The following is a 15056-nucleotide window of genomic DNA, read 5'->3' as shown; positions in this document are numbered from 1 at the left end:
CCATGGCTGAGTCCCTCCCGCCCACTCGGTCCCGTGTCCCCGGCAGCGGCCTCGCCAAGGGTCTGGCCGTCACCCTGCGCACGATGACGAAGCGCGCGCACACCGCGCAGTACCCGGACGCCCAGCCCGAACTCCCGCCCCGCAGCCGCGGCGTCATCGGCCTCTTCGAGGAGAACTGCACGGTCTGCATGCTGTGCGCCCGCGAGTGCCCGGACTGGTGCATCTACATCGACTCCCATAAGGAGACGGTCCCGCCCGCCGCCCCCGGAGGCCGCGAGCGCAGCCGTAACGTCCTCGACCGCTTCGCCATCGACTTCGCTCTGTGCATGTACTGCGGTATCTGCATCGAGGTGTGTCCTTTCGACGCGCTGTTCTGGTCCCCGGAGTTCGAGTACGCGGAGACCGACATCCACGAACTCACCCACGAACGCGACAAGCTCCGCGAGTGGATGTGGACCGTCCCGGCCCCACCCGCCCTCGATCCCTCCGCCGAGGAACCCAAGGAACTCGCCGCCGCCCGCAAAACCGCCGACAAGCTCGCCGCCGAACAGACAGCCCGGGCGGACGAACAGGCCGGGGCAGAGCCGACCGCGCCGCAGGAGGGAGAAGCGTGAGCCTCGCCGCCGTCGCCGCCGCATCGCCGGCGACGACCACCGCCGCCGAAACCAATGGCTTCCTCTCCCCGACCGGCGTCGAGATCGCCTTCCTCCTCGTCGGCCTCGTCACCCTCGGCGCGGCCGTCGTGACCGTCACCACCAAGCAACTCGTCCACGCCGCCTTGTGGCTGGTCGTGACGCTCGGCGGCCTCGCCGTCGAATACCTCCTGCTCACCGCCGAGTTCATCGCCTGGGTGCAGGTCCTCATCTATGTCGGTTCCGTCGTCGTACTCCTCCTCTTCGGTCTGATGCTCACCAAGGCCCCCATCGGCCGGTCCCCGGACGCCGACTCCGGCAACCGCTGGGTCGCCCTGACCGTCGCCATCGCCGCGGCCGCCGCCCTCTTCTGGGTCGTCGTCGACGCCTTCCGGACGACCTGGATCGACCTGGACGGCCCCGCCGCCGGTTCCACCGCGGACACCGGCGCGAGCCTGTTCCGGAGCTGGGTGCTCCCCTTCGAGGCCCTCTCGGTCCTGCTGCTCGCCGCCCTGGTCGGCGCGATCGTCCTCTCCCGCAAGGCAGCCGCCGGCGATGGCCCACCGGGCGACACGGCACCCGGCACCCGGCCTTCGGGCAAGGAGGCGCCCACCGAACAGCCCGCGGGCCAGACGACCCCCGACGAGCAGCCCGCACAGCCCTCGCGCAAGGCACCCAAGGGAGGCGCCCGCTGATGCATCTCGCCTATCCCGCCGTGCTCTCCGCCCTCCTCTTCTGCACGGGCCTGTACGGAGTCCTCGCGCGCCGCAACGCGATCCTGGTCCTGATGTCCGTCGAGCTGATGCTCAACGCCGTCAACCTCAACCTGGTCGCCTTCGACGTCTGGCTCAGCAAGACCGCCCAGGACACCCTGCACTCCGGCCAAGCCCTGACCCTGTTCACCATCGCCATCGCCGCCGCCGAGATCGGCATCGGCCTGGCGATCGTCCTCGCCGTCTACCGCAACCGCGGCACCTCGGACATCGACAAGCTCCGCGACACCGCCGAGACCGACGACGGCGACGACGCCCCCGGATCCGCCGCGCACGCGCCGGCCGAGAAGGCTGAGGCCACCGCGTGACCACGACCACCCTCGCCGTCCTCGTCCCCCTCCTTCCGTTCCTGGGCGCCGCGGCCGGCCTTCTCCTGGGCCGCACCGCCCCCGGTTTCGTACGGCCCCTCGCCGTCCTGCCCTCGCTGGTCTCCCTGGCGCTCGCCGTCCTCGTCGCCGTACGCCAGGGCGGCGACCAAGCCGTAGACGCCGCCACCGAGCTCACGCCCACCGGCTCGGTCCCCATCGAACTCGCCCTGCACATCGACGGCTTCGCCGCCCTCGTCGCCATCCTGGTCGGCGTCGTCGCCTCCTGCGTGCAGATCTACTCGACGGGCTACCTGCGCGACGATCCGCGCTACCCCTCGTACGCCGCTCTCGTCTCCCTCTTCACCTCCGCGATGCTGCTCGTCGTCTACTCCGGCGACCTGATGGTGCTCCTGGTCGGCTGGGAGATCATGGGCATCTGCTCGTACTTCCTCGTCGGCCACTACTGGGAGACCCCGGAAGCACGCGCCGCCTCCCTGAAGGCCTTCCTGGTCACCAAGCTCGGCGACATCCCCTTCCTGATCGGTCTGTTCACGCTCGCCGCCGATGCCGGCTCCTTCCGCATCAGGACCGTCCTCGGCACGGTCGCGAGCGGCGGACTCGACCATCCGACGCTGATCGCCCTGCTGCTCCTCGCCGGTGTGGCGGGCAAGTCGGCGCAGTTCCCGCTGCACTCCTGGCTGCCCGACGCGATGGCGGGCCCCACACCCGTCTCCGCGCTGATCCACGCCGCGACGATGGTCGCCGCCGGTGTCTACTTCATCGCCCGGCTCCTTCCGGTCTTCGCCGCCTCCTCGGCCGCGCTACTCGTCCTCGCCGTCATGGCCGCCGTCACCATGGCCGGTTCGGCGCTCGCCGCGCTCGCCCAGGACGACATCAAGCGCGTCCTCGCATACTCGACGATCGGCCAGCTCGGCTACATGACCGGCGCCCTCGCCGTCGGCGACCGCGGTGCCGCCGTCTTCCACCTCCTCTCGCACGGCGCCTTCAAAGCGCTGCTGTTCCTCGCCGCGGGCGTGATCATCCACGCCGCCGGCACCAACTCGCTGGCCGCCATGTCCCGCATGAAGGACCTGCGCGCCCGCGTCCCCGACGCCTACTGGACGATGACCGTGGCGCTCCTCGCCCTCGCCGCGATCCCTCCCTTCAGCGGCTTCTTCTCCAAGGAAGCCGTCCTGGGCGCCGCCGAGCACGCCGCCACCGGTCACGCCGTGGACATCCCCGGTGCCGCCGGCTGGATCGTCCTCGTCGCCGGCCTCGTCACGGCCCTGCTCACCGCCGCGTACGCGATGCGCCTGTGGCTGCTCGCCTTCCGCGGCCACGGAGCCGAAGCCCCCGACCACGGCAGGCAGCCCCTCGCCATGAACGCCGTACTGTGGGTGCTCGCCGTCCCCTCACTCGCCTTCGGGCTCACCACTGGTCTGCTGCCCGACTGGTTCGACGGACACGAACTGACCCCGACCGTGGCCACCTCCGTACTCGGCACGGGAGTCGCCCTCGTCGGCGGCATCGTCACGTACGGCGCCTGGCGGCACACCACCGCACTCGCGGCCCGCGTACCGATGGGTGCGGTCGCGGCCCACCCGGAGGGCGACGCCGGACTCGTCGAGGCCGAGGCCATCGCCAGCCACGCCCCCGCGTACGGAAACGTCGCCTCCGCGCCCGACCCGGCGGACCCCGGACGCCTGCTCCTGGGACCGCTGCACCGGCACGCGGCCGTCGGCTTCCACCTCGACGCCGTCTACGCGGCCCTCTTCGTCCGCCCGGTCCAGGCCGGAGCCACACTCGTCCGGTTCCTCGACCGCGAGGTCGTCGACACCTACGTACGCGGCGCGGGCACGCTGCCCCGCCTGCTCGGCGCCGCCGTCCGACGCGCCCAGACCGGCAATGTGCAGACCTATGTGAGCGCCCTGCTCGCCGGCACCGTCGTCCTCGCGGTCGCCGCCCTCCTAGTCGCCACGGGAGCGTGAGCAGGCGTGGTCGATATCAGCGAGTCCGTGATGCAGTTCCTTCTGGCGTTCATCGTCGTCGGCCCGCTTCTCGGCGCCGCCGCCGCTCTCCTCCCGGCCCCGCCCGGGCTGAAGGGCAAGTCACCCGAGCAGGCCGTGCTGCGCCACGGTGTCACCGTCACCGGCGCCGTACTCATCGCCGCGATCGTCCTCGCGCTCGGCTTCGACCACGACCAGCCGTCGAAGATGCAGGCCACGACGGACATCAGCTGGATCCCCGCGCTCGACGTGCGGATCCACCTCGGCACCGACGGCATTTCCCTCCCCCTTCTGGTCCTGACCGCGCTGCTGACCTTCCTCTGCGCGCTGCACTCCTACTTCAAGATGCCTTCGGGCCCGACCCCGAAGGCCTTCGTCGCACTGCTACTCGTCCTCGAGTCCGGCACCCTCGCGACCTTCGCCGTCCTCGACCTTCTGCTCTTCTTCCTCGCGTTCGAGATGGTGCTCATCCCGATGTACTTCCTCATCGCCCGCTGGGGCGGTGAGCAACGGACCCAAGCCGCTTGGAAGTTCATCCTCTACACACTGCTCGGCTCCGTCGTCATGCTGCTGGGCCTGCTCCTCGTCGGGCTCAAGTCCGGCACATTCGACATGGTGGCACTCGCCACTGACAACGGCCGGTCGCTGACCACATCCGTGCAGGCCGTCGCCGTTTTGGCAATCGGAATCGGGCTCGCGGTCAAGACGCCGATGTGGCCGTTGCACAGCTGGCTGCCGGACGCGCACACCGCCGCGCCGACCGTCGGCTCGGTCCTGCTGGCCGGTGTACTGCTGAAGATGGGTACGTACGGGTTCGTCCGGATTCTGCTGCCCATCACACCGGACGGCATGCGGACCTTCGCGCCTTACCTCGCCGCCTTCGCCGTCGTCGGGATCATCTACGGATCCCTCGCCTGCCTGGCGCTCGCCAAGCAGGGCGCGAAGGGCGACCTCAAGCGCCTCATCGCGTACTCCTCCGTCGGCCACATGGGCTTCGTACTCCTCGGCATCGCGACGATGACCCCGACCGGCGTGAACGGCGCGCTGTTCGCGAACATCGCCCACGGCCTCATCACCGGCCTGCTGTTCTTCCTGGTCGGCGCGCTCAAGGACCGTACGGGCACGACCGACCTCGACGCACTCGCGGAGCAGACCGGCGCCGCCCTCTACGGCAAGGCCCCGCGCTTCGGCGGTCTGCTCGCCTTCGGTGCCGTCGCCTCGCTCGGCCTGCCGGGACTCGCCGGGTTCTGGGGCGAAATGCTGGCCCTGTTCGGCGCCTTCGATCCCGCCGACGACCTCAGCCGCCCCGCGTTCCTGACCTTCATGGCGATCGCCGCGTTCGGTACCCTCCTCACCGCCGCGTACATGCTCATCGTGGTACGCCGCGTCTGCATGGGCGTCGTTCCGCAGGACAGCCCCGGGCTCCCGGACGTGCAGACGTACGAGTTCGCCGCCTGGACCCCGCTCGTCGCCCTCACCGTCGTCGCCGGACTCTGGCCCAAGGCCCTCCTCGGCCTGACCGACCCGGCCGTGCAGCAGCTCCTCGCAGGAGGCACCCGATGAGCACCCTGGCCCAGTCCCTGGTCCAGTCTGTCGACTGGCTCGCGATCGCGCCGCCCACCATCGCGGCGGTCGTCGGCCTCGTGGTGCTCGTCGCCGACCTCTTCGTGGGCGACGCCAAGAAGGCTCTGCTCGGCTGGGCCTCCGTCGCGGGACTCGCCGTGTCCGCTCTGATGCTGCTACCCCTCCTGGACGGCGACCGCTCCACCTTCTGCCTGACCGGCGACCCAGACGTCTGCAGCTATACGGCGGACCGCTTCACGCTCGTCATCCAGTTCCTGGTCCTCGGTGGAGCCCTCCTGGCTGCCCTTCTCTCCGTCACGGCACTGAAGGACGCCAATAAGGAACTCCCCGAAGGGGAGTTCTGGTTCCTGCTGCTCTCCTCGGCCGCCGGCGCCGCCCTGCTCCCCGCCTCCCGCGACCTGGCGACCCTGATCGTCGCCCTGGAGGTCGCCTCACTGCCCGCCTTCGCTCTGGTCGGCATAAAGCGCGGCGACAGGAAGTCCTCGGAAGCGGCCCTGAAGTTCTTCCTGTCCTCGGTCACCGCGACCGCCGTGAGCCTCATGGGCGTCAGCTTCGTCTACGCGTCGACGGGCACCCTGTACCTCACCGAGATCGCCACCAAGATCCAGGACGTCGACGGACAACTGCACACGCTCGCCCAGGCGGGCGTCGTCCTCACCCTCGTCGGCTTCGCCTTCAAGACGGCCGCCGTGCCTTTCCACTTCTGGGTCCCCGACACCTACGTAGGGGCACCCTTGCCGGTCGCCGCCTATTTGTCGGTCGTCGGCAAGGCGGTCGGCTTCACCGGGCTGATCCTCGTCACCGTGATCGCGCTCCCGTCGTACGCGGATGTCTGGGGACCGGCGCTCGCCGCCCTCGCCGCGCTCACCATGACGATCGGTAACGTCGGCGCCCTGCGGCAACAGGCCACGCGCGCGTACAGCGCGGTACGACTCCTCGCCTGGTCCTCCGTCGGCCAGGCCGGCTACCTCCTGGTGCCGATCGCTGCCGCCGCGTACTCCAAGGACGCGGAGAAGGCCATCGGCTCCACCGTCGCGTACGCCCTGATGTACGCCACCGTGAACCTCGGAGCCTTCGCCGTCGCCGCCCTGGTAGCCCGCACGAAGCCGCTCAACCGCATCAGCGACTACCGCGGCCTGTACGCCTCGCGCCCCCTCTCCGCGCTCGTCCTGGGCTTCTTCCTGCTCTGCCTGGCAGGCCTGCCGCCGGGCATCATCGGCCTCTTCGCCAAGGTCACCGTCTTCTCGGCGGCTGTCGACGCGGGCCTCGGCTGGCTCGCCGTGGTCATGGCCGTCAACGTCGTGATCGCGCTCTTCTACTACCTCCAGTGGACGACCCTCCTCTTCCGCGCCCCCGAAGGAGAGCCTGAGAGGCACCGTGTCCCGGCCCCGCTGACCGCCGCGATCGCACTGACCGCGGTCCTTGGAGTCGCCCTCTCCGGAGCACCCCAGTTGGTCCTGCGCTTCTCGGACACCGGCCTCTTCTGAGCCGCTGACGGCATCCGCCACGCGCGCGTGGGGCACCCGAACCGCACGCGCGCGTGTCAGGCGTTGCCGCACTCACCCGGACGGACCCCCCCCGCGCCGCCGCGCGCACAAGGGAACTAGGGCTTCCCGCCTGGCGTTGACCAGTAAGGGAGGGTCCACTGGACCGTGGAAGCACGGAATCAGTGACAGAGATCAGCAAGCAAAGGGTTCCCCTGCCGCACAACTTGGAGGGCGTACCGTGCACCGCCGGCACAACGGGCTCAGGACTGCCGTACTCCTCGGGGGACTGTCCGCACTCATCATCGTCATCGGCAGCCTCTTCGGGCGTATGGGTCTCGTCGTCGCGCTGCTCATCGCGATCGGCACAAACGCGTACGCGTACTGGAACAGCGACAAGTTGGCGCTACGCGCGATGCGCGCGCGCCCGGTGAGCGAGTTCGAGGCCCCGGCCCTCTACAGGATGGTCCGCGAACTCTCCACGCAGGCCCGCCAGCCCATGCCCCGCCTGTACATCTCACCGACCGAGGCACCCAACGCGTTCGCGACGGGCCGCAACCCGCGCAACGCGGCCGTGTGCTGCACCGACGGCATCCTGCGGATCCTCAACGAGCGTGAGCTGCGCGGCGTCATCAGCCATGAGCTGAGTCACGTCTACAACCGCGACATCCTGATCTCGTCGGTCGCCGGCGCCCTCGCCTCCGTGATCATGTTCCTGGTCAACTTCGCCTGGCTGATCCCGATCGGCCGTTCCGACGACGACGAGGGCCCCGGCCTCCTGGGCATGTTGATGATCATGATCCTTGGCCCGCTCGCCGCATCCCTGATCCAGCTCGCCATCAGCCGCTCCCGGGAGTACGAGGCCGACGCGTCAGGCGCTCAGCTCACCGGCGACCCGCTGGCCCTCGCGAGCGCCCTGCGCAAGCTCGAAGCAGGTACGAAGCAGCTTCCGCTGCCCTCCGAGCCGCGCATCGAGACCGCAAGCCACATGATGATCGCGAATCCCTTCCGCCCGGGCCAGGGGATGTCCAGGATGTTCTCCACGCATCCGCCGATGGCGGAGCGCATTGCCCGGCTCGAGCAGATGGCAGGTCACCACCAGTGAAGACAATCCTGAACGTCATATGGCTCGTACTGAGCGGCTTCTGGCTGTTCCTCGGCTACTTGTTCGCGGGCGTGCTGCTGTGCATCACGATCATCGGCATTCCGTTCGGGATCGTTCTTCTGCGTGCAGCATCGCGCTCGGGTCAACTCGCCCTTCGATGACCATCGGGGCAGTAGCTCCGGCGGAACACGCTGGCCGCGCTGAAGTCGATCCGCGCCGCCCGGCCCGACGGCGCACCGATCTACGTGATCCTGGACAACCTGTCCGCCCACAAGGGCGCCGACATCCGCCGCTGGGCGAAGAAGAACCAGGTCGAGCTGTGCTTCACGCCGACCTACGCCTCGTGGGCGAACCCGATCGAGGTGCATTTCGGCCCGCTGAGGCAGTTCACCATTGCCAACTCCCAACACCCCAACCACCCCGTGCAGACCCGGGCCCTGCACGCCTATCTGCGGTGGCGCAACGCCAACGCCCGCCACCGCGACGTCCTGGTCGCCGAACGCAAGGAGCGCGCCCGCATCCGCAGCGAGAAGGGCATCCGCTGGGGTGGACGCCCTCTCAAAGCCGCAGCCTGAACCAACTGTGGGTGGCCAGTTGGAATTCGGTGGTCGGCCGACTCACCGTGTGCGGGGGCAGCCGACATCGGTCACCGATTTGGATCTGCTGTTCGGCGGGGCCTGACCGCACCGCGACCAGGCAGAGGATGACTACGACGGAACCTCTCCGAAGACCATGCGGTGCCCGCGGGCTGTGTCCATGTATTCGCGCACCCGGTGGATCAGCTCGTCCCGGAGCTCGAAAACGAAGCAGTAGTCGTTGGCGTAGTGGTTGCCGTTGGCCAGAGTCGCCGTCATGGTCTCCTCCACGACCACCCGCTCGCCGTCGGCGTGGAACTCGTGGAAGGTGACTGTGACGTCACGCACGAACAAGCGGGGGAAATCCTCAGCGAGGAAGCGCACGATCGCCTTCTTGCCGACCATGTGGCTGGGGGCATCCAGCGCGATGGCAGTAGCGTTGCCTGGCGGCGCGAGCCACTCGGCGTCCTCGGTGAAGACCGCGGAGATGCGGTCAGCGTCGTGGCTGGCGAACGCCTTCCAAGCGTTCTGGACGATGCTGCGGCTCTGCTGTGACATGCCCGCCGACCCTAGGCGACCGCAGGCGAAGGGGCTGGCGATGTTCCGACAACACCCCCTGGGATCGCAAGACTGACGCCTCCGCATTGCGCAGTACGCACCGCTCGGCACGGGCGCGCGGTTGTCGCCTACCTCTGGAACACAATCTGCGCTCCACCACTGACTACCGTCCGTGAAACCACAACTGGCCGTGGGGAATTTGCACTGGCCGTTGTCACCCACCCCGGCGAACCTAATTCGTTCTCAGCAGCCCACGAAGAGCGGTTGCCGCTCCAGCGGGCTGTTCGAGTACAGGGCTGCGATGCCTCCGGCGAACCGGGTCCATTTTGAGACGTCCGCATAGAGCGGCACACAGTCCTCGTATTCGTCGTGGTGGCGGTCGTATGGGCGTCGAGCGGATGCCTGAGGTATGCCGGACTGATGCCTAGTTCAAGATTGGCGGCGTTCGGCGTCCTCGCGGCTGCCACCACACGTCGTACTTCCTCGTTGCAGTTGGTGGTGCGAGCCTGCTGCGCGGTGACCTCTCGTTACGCCCGAGCCGTCCGAGCTCCTGTCTAGACCGAGGCCCGTTCGGTGAGCTGGTGCCACGAACGGCTTCTGAGGTGGCGGACCGGCCCTCGCGTCGAGTCCTGGAATTAGGTCGCTGCGTGGCCCGCATGCGCTCGCGACCAGCGCAAACAGCCTGTGCTCAGGGGAGGAGCAACTTGATCCTGCGGTATCGACTGGGCTGAGAAGACGCACGACGTCGCCCTGGTGGACGACACCGGCCAACTGCTGGCCAAGCGCCACATCACCGACGATGCGGTCGGCTACCGGATCCTGCTGGACCTGTTCGCCGAGTACGGCGACACCGAAGAGAATCCGATCCCGGTCGCCATCGAAGCGTCCCGCGGCCTGCTGGTGACGGTGTTGCGGACCGGCAAGCGGCAGGTGTTCGCGATCAACCCGATGGCCGCCGCGCGCTACCGAGACCGCCACAGCGTCTCGCGCAAGAAGTCCGACCCGGGCGACGCCCTGGTACTGGCGAACATCCTGCGCACGGACATGCACGCCCACCGGCCACGCCCAACGACTCCGATCTCGCCCGTGCCGTCGCCGTCCTGGCCCGCGCCCAGCAGGACGCCACCTGGAACCGCCAACAGGCCGCCAACCAGCTCCGATCGCTCCTGCGCGAGTACTACCCAGCGGCACTGGCAGCCTTCGAGCCCTGGAAAAACAGCCTGTGCCGACCCGAGGCTCACGAGCTCCTCAAGGCCGCCCCGACACCGGCCAGGGCCGAGGGCCGCACGGCGCAGCCGCACTCAGCTCCAGGCCGCGCTCAAGCGGGCCGGCCGCAAACGCGGCATCGAAGCCGAGGCCGAACGGCTCCGCGAAGTCTTCCGCGCGGGACTGGGCCCATCAGCCGCCGCTGATCGAAGACGCGCTGGGCAAGCAGATGCTCGCACTCCTGGTTCAGCTTGAAGCCGCCTGCACCGCCGCCGACGATCTGGCCGAGGCGGTCGTAGAGACTTTCCCTCAGCACCCGGACGCTGAGATCATCCTCAGCTTCCCTGGCCTCGGCGTCCAGCTCGGCGCCCGGGTGCTCGCCGAAGTCGGGGACGACCGACAGCGGTTCGCCGACGCTCGCGGCCTGAAGGCATACGCCGGCTCCTCGCCCGTCACCAGGGCCTCCGGCAAAAAGTCGTCCATCACCAGGCGGTGGGTGAAGAACAACCGACTCAACCATGCCGGCTATCTCTGGGCCTTCTCCGCGATCACCGCCTCACCCGGTGCCAAGGCCCACTACCGAAGACGGCGCGACAACCACGGAGACTGGCATGCCGCAGCCCAGCGCAACCTTTTCAACCGAATGTTGGGCCAGCTCTATCACTGTCTCCAGAAGCGCCAGCTGTTCGACGAAAACACAGCCTTCCCCACCGAACTCGCAGTCGCCGCTTGACGAGTTAAGCGCCTGAGGTGTCTATCCGGTCACGGCACTTGCAGCATGACTACGGACAGAGGTGCGGTCCAGGATGACTCTCCCCACGAGTGCACCAATCTTGTTGAGGTGGAGAGCAGGCACCCCAGCCAAGGTTCTTGGCGCGCTCCTGTGGCCTTGGCCGATCAGCGGCGGGCGCCGAGTGCTCAGCAGCGCCGATCACGCAGGCACCGAGCCGTAACCGCCTGATCGTTTCTGGACCTCAGCGCCCGCCAAAGCCCTGATCTGTCGGGACTACCTCACGCCCCAACGGCATGAGCGAAATTGGGATGAGCTTCAAGTTTGCCCAGCCAAACGGGATGCCTATGATCGACACGAACAGCGGGATGCTCGTGATCAGATGCCCTAGAGCCAGCCACCACCCCGCGAAGATCACCCAGATCACGTTGCCGATGAAAGACGGCGCACCGGCATCCCGCCGCTCTACAGTGGTTCGGCCGAACGGCCACAGGACGTAGCCCGCGATACGCAGCGAAGCAACGCCGAACGGGATGGTGACGATCAAGATGAAGCACACCAGCGCGGCGACCACGTACGCGAGTGCCATCCAGATCCCGCAGAAGATCAGCCACAGGATGTTCAACAGCAGGTTGAACAGCTTCATGATCGGCACCTCTCCAGGTTGCTCCGTCGACACTGCCTGCTACAACAAGTATCAGCAGGTCACGCCTTCAGACGGAACCGCAACGGCCTTGTGGCGTGATCGGGAACGTTCGGAGACGATCCCGTTCGGCATCGCGGCTTTCCGTATCGGCGTCTATGCCCTGTGGCCGTTCGGACACACGACGGTCGAGCGTCATGGTGCGGGCGCGGCCTCTTTCATCGGCAATGTCCTGTGGCTGATCCTCGCGGGCTGGTGGCTCGGCCTCACTCACATCGTCACCGGTGTCCTCCAGTGCGCCACGATCATCGGCATCCCCCTCGGGATGGCTCAGCGGCGCTCAACATCATCCGGGGATCAACTCGGCCCTCAATGGTCATCGGCGGCAGCAGCTCAGGGGACCACACCGGTACTCGCGCTGTGTGCGTGAGTGCTTCGCTGACCAGCTTCCAAGTGCCGTCCTTGGGCCACCTACGGAAGTGATCTGCTGTCGTCTTGGTGACTCCCAGCTCAGCAATGATCTCCGACCAGGACATTCCCGTACGCGCCTTGTGGAAAATCGCGTTCACCGACCGGCGGATAGCATCACCGGGGCGGCTGTGAAGGAACGGGGCGATTGCCTGCCAGTCGGCATCGGAGACGTCAGAGGCGGGGACATCCAGGTCGACCGACTTGTACCAGGCACGTACGGGGCAAGCCGTCCCGCTCTTCAACTCCCTCGGTACAGGGCCGGTGAAGGTCACTTTCAGTTCCAACAGGTCGAGGATGTCCGCTTGTTGGGCCGGATTCATGGTGAGGAACGAGTGACGCGCCATCTTGGCAAGGTCCCGTAGTTCGCGATTGCGTCGCTCCGCGCCTTCCATCTCTGCCAGCCACTGAGCCGCTTCATCGCGAAGTGCCTTTAGCTGCTGAAGCTCATCGTCGAGGGGAGCTGTGGCAGCGGCGATGGCGTCGGCTGACCGCGTCTTCCTCGCCGTGGCCACGGTTACGGCGGTGACCGGACCGGGCACCAGGCGCCCGCGACCACAACCGGCCCGAAGACGTGAGCCAGCTCCCGCACAGTCCATCCCGCTTCCGTCCGCTCCCGTGGGCTGTGGCCGTGTCTCACGTCCTCCAGAACCTTCTTGTCACCGATCCGACCCCGGACGCCGCACCGGCCAGCCCACAGCGGCTGTCTCACGCGGTATCCGACAGCCCGACACCGCCTCACACGACCGCCGCAGCCAGTGAGCGAGGTTCAACCCGTGGGGGCGGGGGCCGACGGCCTACGAGGCTTTACGCAGCCGCCATGGGGCGAGCCTCGAAGATCATGGCCCCAACGTCGTGCTTTACCGGGCAGCTCAACAGACTGCCCGACGCGCCGGAAGCTTACGGGGCCATGATCACTCGCCCCATGGCAGCTCCCGCCCAAAGCCTCTACGGCCGGCGGCGTGCCCAAACCGCGCCACCACCGGGGCAAAGACCCACCCCCCCCGGCGGGGACGGGTGTCTAGATGATCTATGCCAAGGGTTGGTAAGGAAATGTGTCGCGCTGGCATGTAGCGGACCGTACTGTCGCCAGCATGAAGCTGCTCTCCGTCAATGTTGGCAAGCCCCGACCCAACCCGTGGAAGGGTCTCAGCGCGACAGGCATCGACAAGCGGCCCGTTGACGGTCCGGTCGCCGTCAGCGCTCCCGGCCCCAAGGGCACTGGCGCGGTCGGTCTCGCGGGTGACCGCGTCTATGACGTAAAGCATCACGGCGGATCCGACCAGGCCGTCTACGCCTATGCCCGCGAGGACCTCGACGGGTGGCAGGCCGAGCTGGGCAGGCCGCTTGCCAACGGCGCCTTCGGGGAGAACCTCACGACCCTTGGCCTCGACGTCAACGGCGCTCTGATCGGCGAGCGTTGGCGCATTGGGCCCAAGGTGGTCCTGGAGGTGTCGTGCGCACGGATCCCGTGCGCGACGTTCCAGGGGTGGCTGCAGCGCGACGGCTGGATCAAGCGGTTCACGCAAGCCGCATTGCCGGGCGCGTATCTGCGCGTGGTCGTGCCCGGAGACATCCGCGCCAGCGACCCGGTTGAGATCGTGCACCGGCCCGACCACGACGTGACCGTCGCGCTCGTCTTCCGCGCGATGACACTCGAACCGGATCTGCTGCCGCAGTTGCTGGCCGCCGACGCGCTGCCGCAGGAGGGCAGGGAACTGGCTCGCAGGCGTACGACCGCGTAGATCGTGCAGCGCATCCTCGCGCTGACCGCCGCGATCTGGCACAACGACCACACCCGCCAGCTCGTCCTGCTCAGCTCTGCGAAACGATCACCAGAAAAGAGTGGCAGGGCCGATCCCATGGCGTCCCGCACGCCGTCCACGGTCGGCTCTTCCGCCACCCCGTCCGCCCGCACCGGAGCCACGAGCGCACGCCGGACAGACTCCCAACGATCATCAGCGCCAGGCGCCGCCTCCGGCTCGTCCTCATGTTCGGCAATGAGGTTTGTCGTCGGCACCCGCAGGGCCTGCGCCAGTTGGCGCGCAGTCTCCAGGCGCGTGTCAGCCCGTTCCCCTTGCTCCAGCTTCCGGATCAAGGACAGGGACACGCCGGAATCGCTCGCTAGCTGACGCTGCGTCATACCGCGCCGCTTGCGTACTTCCTGAAGCCGCTTGCCAATGTCGGCACTCATGATTCGAGCGTACGGCGCCCGCCGCCCGTCCGTGCGACCTTCCGCGCTCGTCACTCCCACAGGGAGCGTTCTGGTACGGCCGGAGAGAGTCTCAGGTCAGGGCGATATTCGTACCCCCAGTCCGGGCCGCCGCACTGCCGCCGAAGCCGTCCCTTGAGATCAACGACCGCCGAACCCTGCGTCAGTCGAGACGACCTCGTGCCCCAAGGGTGTGAGAGAAACCGGAATCAGCTTGAGGTTCGCCCAGCCGAAGGGAATCCCGATAATCGACAGGAAGAGCGGGATACTCGTGATGAGGTGGCCGATGGCGAGCCACCAACCCGCGAAGATGATCCAGATCACGTTGCCGATCAGCGAGGCCGCTCCTGCGCCTGGTTTCGGCACCGTCGTACGGCCGAAGGGCCAGAGCACGAAGCCAGCGATCCGCAGCGAGGCAACGCCGAACGGGATCGTCACGATCAAGATGAAGCAGATCAGATCAGCGCAGCCAGTGTGTAGGCGAGTGCCATCCAGATCCCGCAGAAGATCAACCACAGGACGTTGAGGATGAGGTTGACCAGTTTCATGATCGCTGCCCCTTCGCGAATGACGCTCGTACCCGGTTTCACCAGCCAGTATCCGACGCTCAGGTATGAAGCCGAAAGCGCAGCGCCCTTGTGGGAGTGTTGTGAGCGTCGGGAAGCGATTCCGCTGGGTATCGCGAACTTCAAGCTGATCCCGGTGTCGCTGGTGCCCTTGGGGCGCGAAATCGTGCGTACGGACCAGCCGTTCGCGACGTCTCGCCGGTAGA

11 protein-coding genes and 7 pseudogenes are annotated in these 15056 nt (G+C 67.7%); 13 read left to right on the top strand and 5 right to left on the bottom strand.

What is annotated here, in order from left to right:
• Positions 1-2 precede the first annotated feature (2 nt).
• From ABD357_RS18985 to ABD357_RS18945, 9 genes and pseudogenes are all read left to right on the top strand, one after another.
• A complete protein-coding gene (locus tag ABD357_RS18985) occupies positions 3-614 on the top strand; it encodes a NuoI/complex I 23 kDa subunit family protein (protein ID WP_344391484.1) in 612 nt (203 codons plus the stop codon).
• Positions 611-1327, top strand: coding sequence for an NADH-quinone oxidoreductase subunit J family protein (locus tag ABD357_RS18980; protein ID WP_344391483.1), 717 nt, complete (start codon positions 611-613; stop codon positions 1325-1327). The genes ABD357_RS18985 and ABD357_RS18980 overlap by 4 nt, the downstream gene beginning before the upstream one ends.
• The gene (gene nuoK / locus ABD357_RS18975; RefSeq protein ID WP_344391482.1) at positions 1327-1713 is read left to right on the top strand and encodes an NADH-quinone oxidoreductase subunit NuoK; all 387 of its coding nucleotides are present in this window, start codon (positions 1327-1329) and stop codon (positions 1711-1713) included. Before ABD357_RS18980 ends, nuoK begins: the two co-directional genes overlap by 1 nt.
• Entirely contained in the window at positions 1710-3701 is a 1992-nt protein-coding gene (locus ABD357_RS18970) for an NADH-quinone oxidoreductase subunit 5 family protein (RefSeq protein ID WP_344391481.1), read from the top strand. The genes nuoK and ABD357_RS18970 overlap by 4 nt, the downstream gene beginning before the upstream one ends.
• A 6-nt stretch (positions 3702-3707) precedes the next feature.
• The gene (locus ABD357_RS18965) at positions 3708-5282 is read left to right on the top strand and encodes an NADH-quinone oxidoreductase subunit M (protein ID WP_344391479.1); all 1575 of its coding nucleotides are present in this window, start codon (positions 3708-3710) and stop codon (positions 5280-5282) included.
• The gene (locus ABD357_RS18960; RefSeq protein WP_344391476.1) at positions 5279-6790 is read left to right on the top strand and encodes an NADH-quinone oxidoreductase subunit N; all 1512 of its coding nucleotides are present in this window, start codon (positions 5279-5281) and stop codon (positions 6788-6790) included. Before ABD357_RS18965 ends, ABD357_RS18960 begins: the two co-directional genes overlap by 4 nt.
• A gap of 238 nt (positions 6791-7028) precedes the next feature.
• The gene (gene htpX, locus ABD357_RS18955; RefSeq protein WP_344391474.1) at positions 7029-7892 is read left to right on the top strand and encodes a zinc metalloprotease HtpX; all 864 of its coding nucleotides are present in this window, start codon (positions 7029-7031) and stop codon (positions 7890-7892) included.
• A pseudogene (locus ABD357_RS18950) lies at positions 7889-8047 on the top strand (YccF domain-containing protein); the annotation flags it as partial. The gene htpX and the pseudogene ABD357_RS18950, both read left to right, overlap by 4 nt.
• A 30-nt stretch (positions 8048-8077) precedes the next feature.
• Positions 8078-8467 (top strand): annotated as a pseudogene (locus tag ABD357_RS18945) (transposase); the annotation flags it as partial.
• A gap of 132 nt (positions 8468-8599) precedes the next feature.
• Here the strand turns inward: ABD357_RS18945 and ABD357_RS18940 are convergent.
• On the bottom strand, positions 8600-9025 hold the full coding sequence (locus ABD357_RS18940) for a nuclear transport factor 2 family protein (protein WP_344391472.1): 426 nt from the start codon (positions 9023-9025) through the stop codon (positions 8600-8602).
• 717 nt (positions 9026-9742) lie between these two features.
• Here ABD357_RS18940 and ABD357_RS18935 point away from each other — a divergent pair.
• Positions 9743-10964: pseudogene (locus ABD357_RS18935) on the top strand (IS110 family RNA-guided transposase).
• Between the two features lie 241 nt (positions 10965-11205).
• Here ABD357_RS18935 and ABD357_RS18930 read toward each other — a convergent pair.
• Positions 11206-11607 carry a YccF domain-containing protein gene (locus tag ABD357_RS18930; RefSeq protein ID WP_344391470.1) on the bottom strand — a complete coding sequence of 134 codons (402 nt, stop codon included), beginning with the start codon at positions 11605-11607 and terminating at the stop codon, positions 11206-11208.
• Between ABD357_RS18930 and ABD357_RS18925 the strand changes: the two genes are divergently transcribed.
• A complete protein-coding gene (locus ABD357_RS18925; RefSeq protein ID WP_344391469.1) occupies positions 11606-12034 on the top strand; it encodes a YccF domain-containing protein in 429 nt (142 codons plus the stop codon). The genes ABD357_RS18930 and ABD357_RS18925 overlap by 2 nt on opposite strands.
• A 28-nt stretch (positions 12035-12062) precedes the next feature.
• Here the strand turns inward: ABD357_RS18925 and ABD357_RS44750 are convergent.
• Positions 12063-12395 (bottom strand): annotated as a pseudogene (locus ABD357_RS44750) (transposase); the annotation flags it as partial.
• A gap of 771 nt (positions 12396-13166) precedes the next feature.
• Here ABD357_RS44750 and ABD357_RS18920 point away from each other — a divergent pair.
• Positions 13167-13817: an MOSC domain-containing protein gene (locus ABD357_RS18920; RefSeq protein ID WP_344391468.1), complete on the top strand. Its 651-nt coding sequence runs from the start codon at positions 13167-13169 to the stop codon at positions 13815-13817.
• Positions 13818-14128: 311 nt separating this feature from the next.
• Here the strand turns inward: ABD357_RS18920 and ABD357_RS44745 are convergent.
• Together ABD357_RS44745 and ABD357_RS18910 are read right to left on the bottom strand one after the other, a co-directional pair.
• Positions 14129-14215 (bottom strand): annotated as a pseudogene (locus tag ABD357_RS44745) (helix-turn-helix domain-containing protein); the annotation flags it as partial.
• Between the two features lie 210 nt (positions 14216-14425).
• Positions 14426-14832: pseudogene (locus ABD357_RS18910) on the bottom strand (YccF domain-containing protein).
• A gap of 118 nt (positions 14833-14950) precedes the next feature.
• Between ABD357_RS18910 and ABD357_RS44740 the strand changes: the two are divergent.
• Positions 14951-15055, top strand: a pseudogene (locus ABD357_RS44740) (YccF domain-containing protein); the annotation flags it as partial.
• Position 15056: the final 1 nt, after the last annotated feature.

This window comes from Streptomyces vastus (genome assembly GCF_039532825.1).
GTDB classification, from domain to species: Bacteria; Actinomycetota; Actinomycetes; order Streptomycetales; family Streptomycetaceae; genus Streptomyces; species Streptomyces vastus.
The sequence above is the reverse complement of the archived record's forward strand: the minus strand, read 5'-3'. Positions and strand labels throughout refer to the sequence as shown.

Coding starts and splice junctions, on each gene's coding strand:
- ABD357_RS18985 (WP_344391484.1), top strand. CDS start 3: ATGGCTGAGTCCCTCCCGCCCACTCGGTCCCGTGTCCCCGGCAGCGGC.
- nuoK (WP_344391482.1), top strand. CDS start 1,327: ATGCATCTCGCCTATCCCGCCGTGCTCTCCGCCCTCCTCTTCTGCACG.
- ABD357_RS18960 (WP_344391476.1), top strand. CDS start 5,279: ATGAGCACCCTGGCCCAGTCCCTGGTCCAGTCTGTCGACTGGCTCGCG.
- ABD357_RS18940 (WP_344391472.1), bottom strand. CDS start 9,025: ATGTCACAGCAGAGCCGCAGCATCGTCCAGAACGCTTGGAAGGCGTTC.
- ABD357_RS18925 (WP_344391469.1), top strand. CDS start 11,606: ATGATCGGCACCTCTCCAGGTTGCTCCGTCGACACTGCCTGCTACAAC.
- ABD357_RS18930 (WP_344391470.1), bottom strand. CDS start 11,607: ATGAAGCTGTTCAACCTGCTGTTGAACATCCTGTGGCTGATCTTCTGC.
- ABD357_RS18920 (WP_344391468.1), top strand. CDS start 13,167: ATGAAGCTGCTCTCCGTCAATGTTGGCAAGCCCCGACCCAACCCGTGG.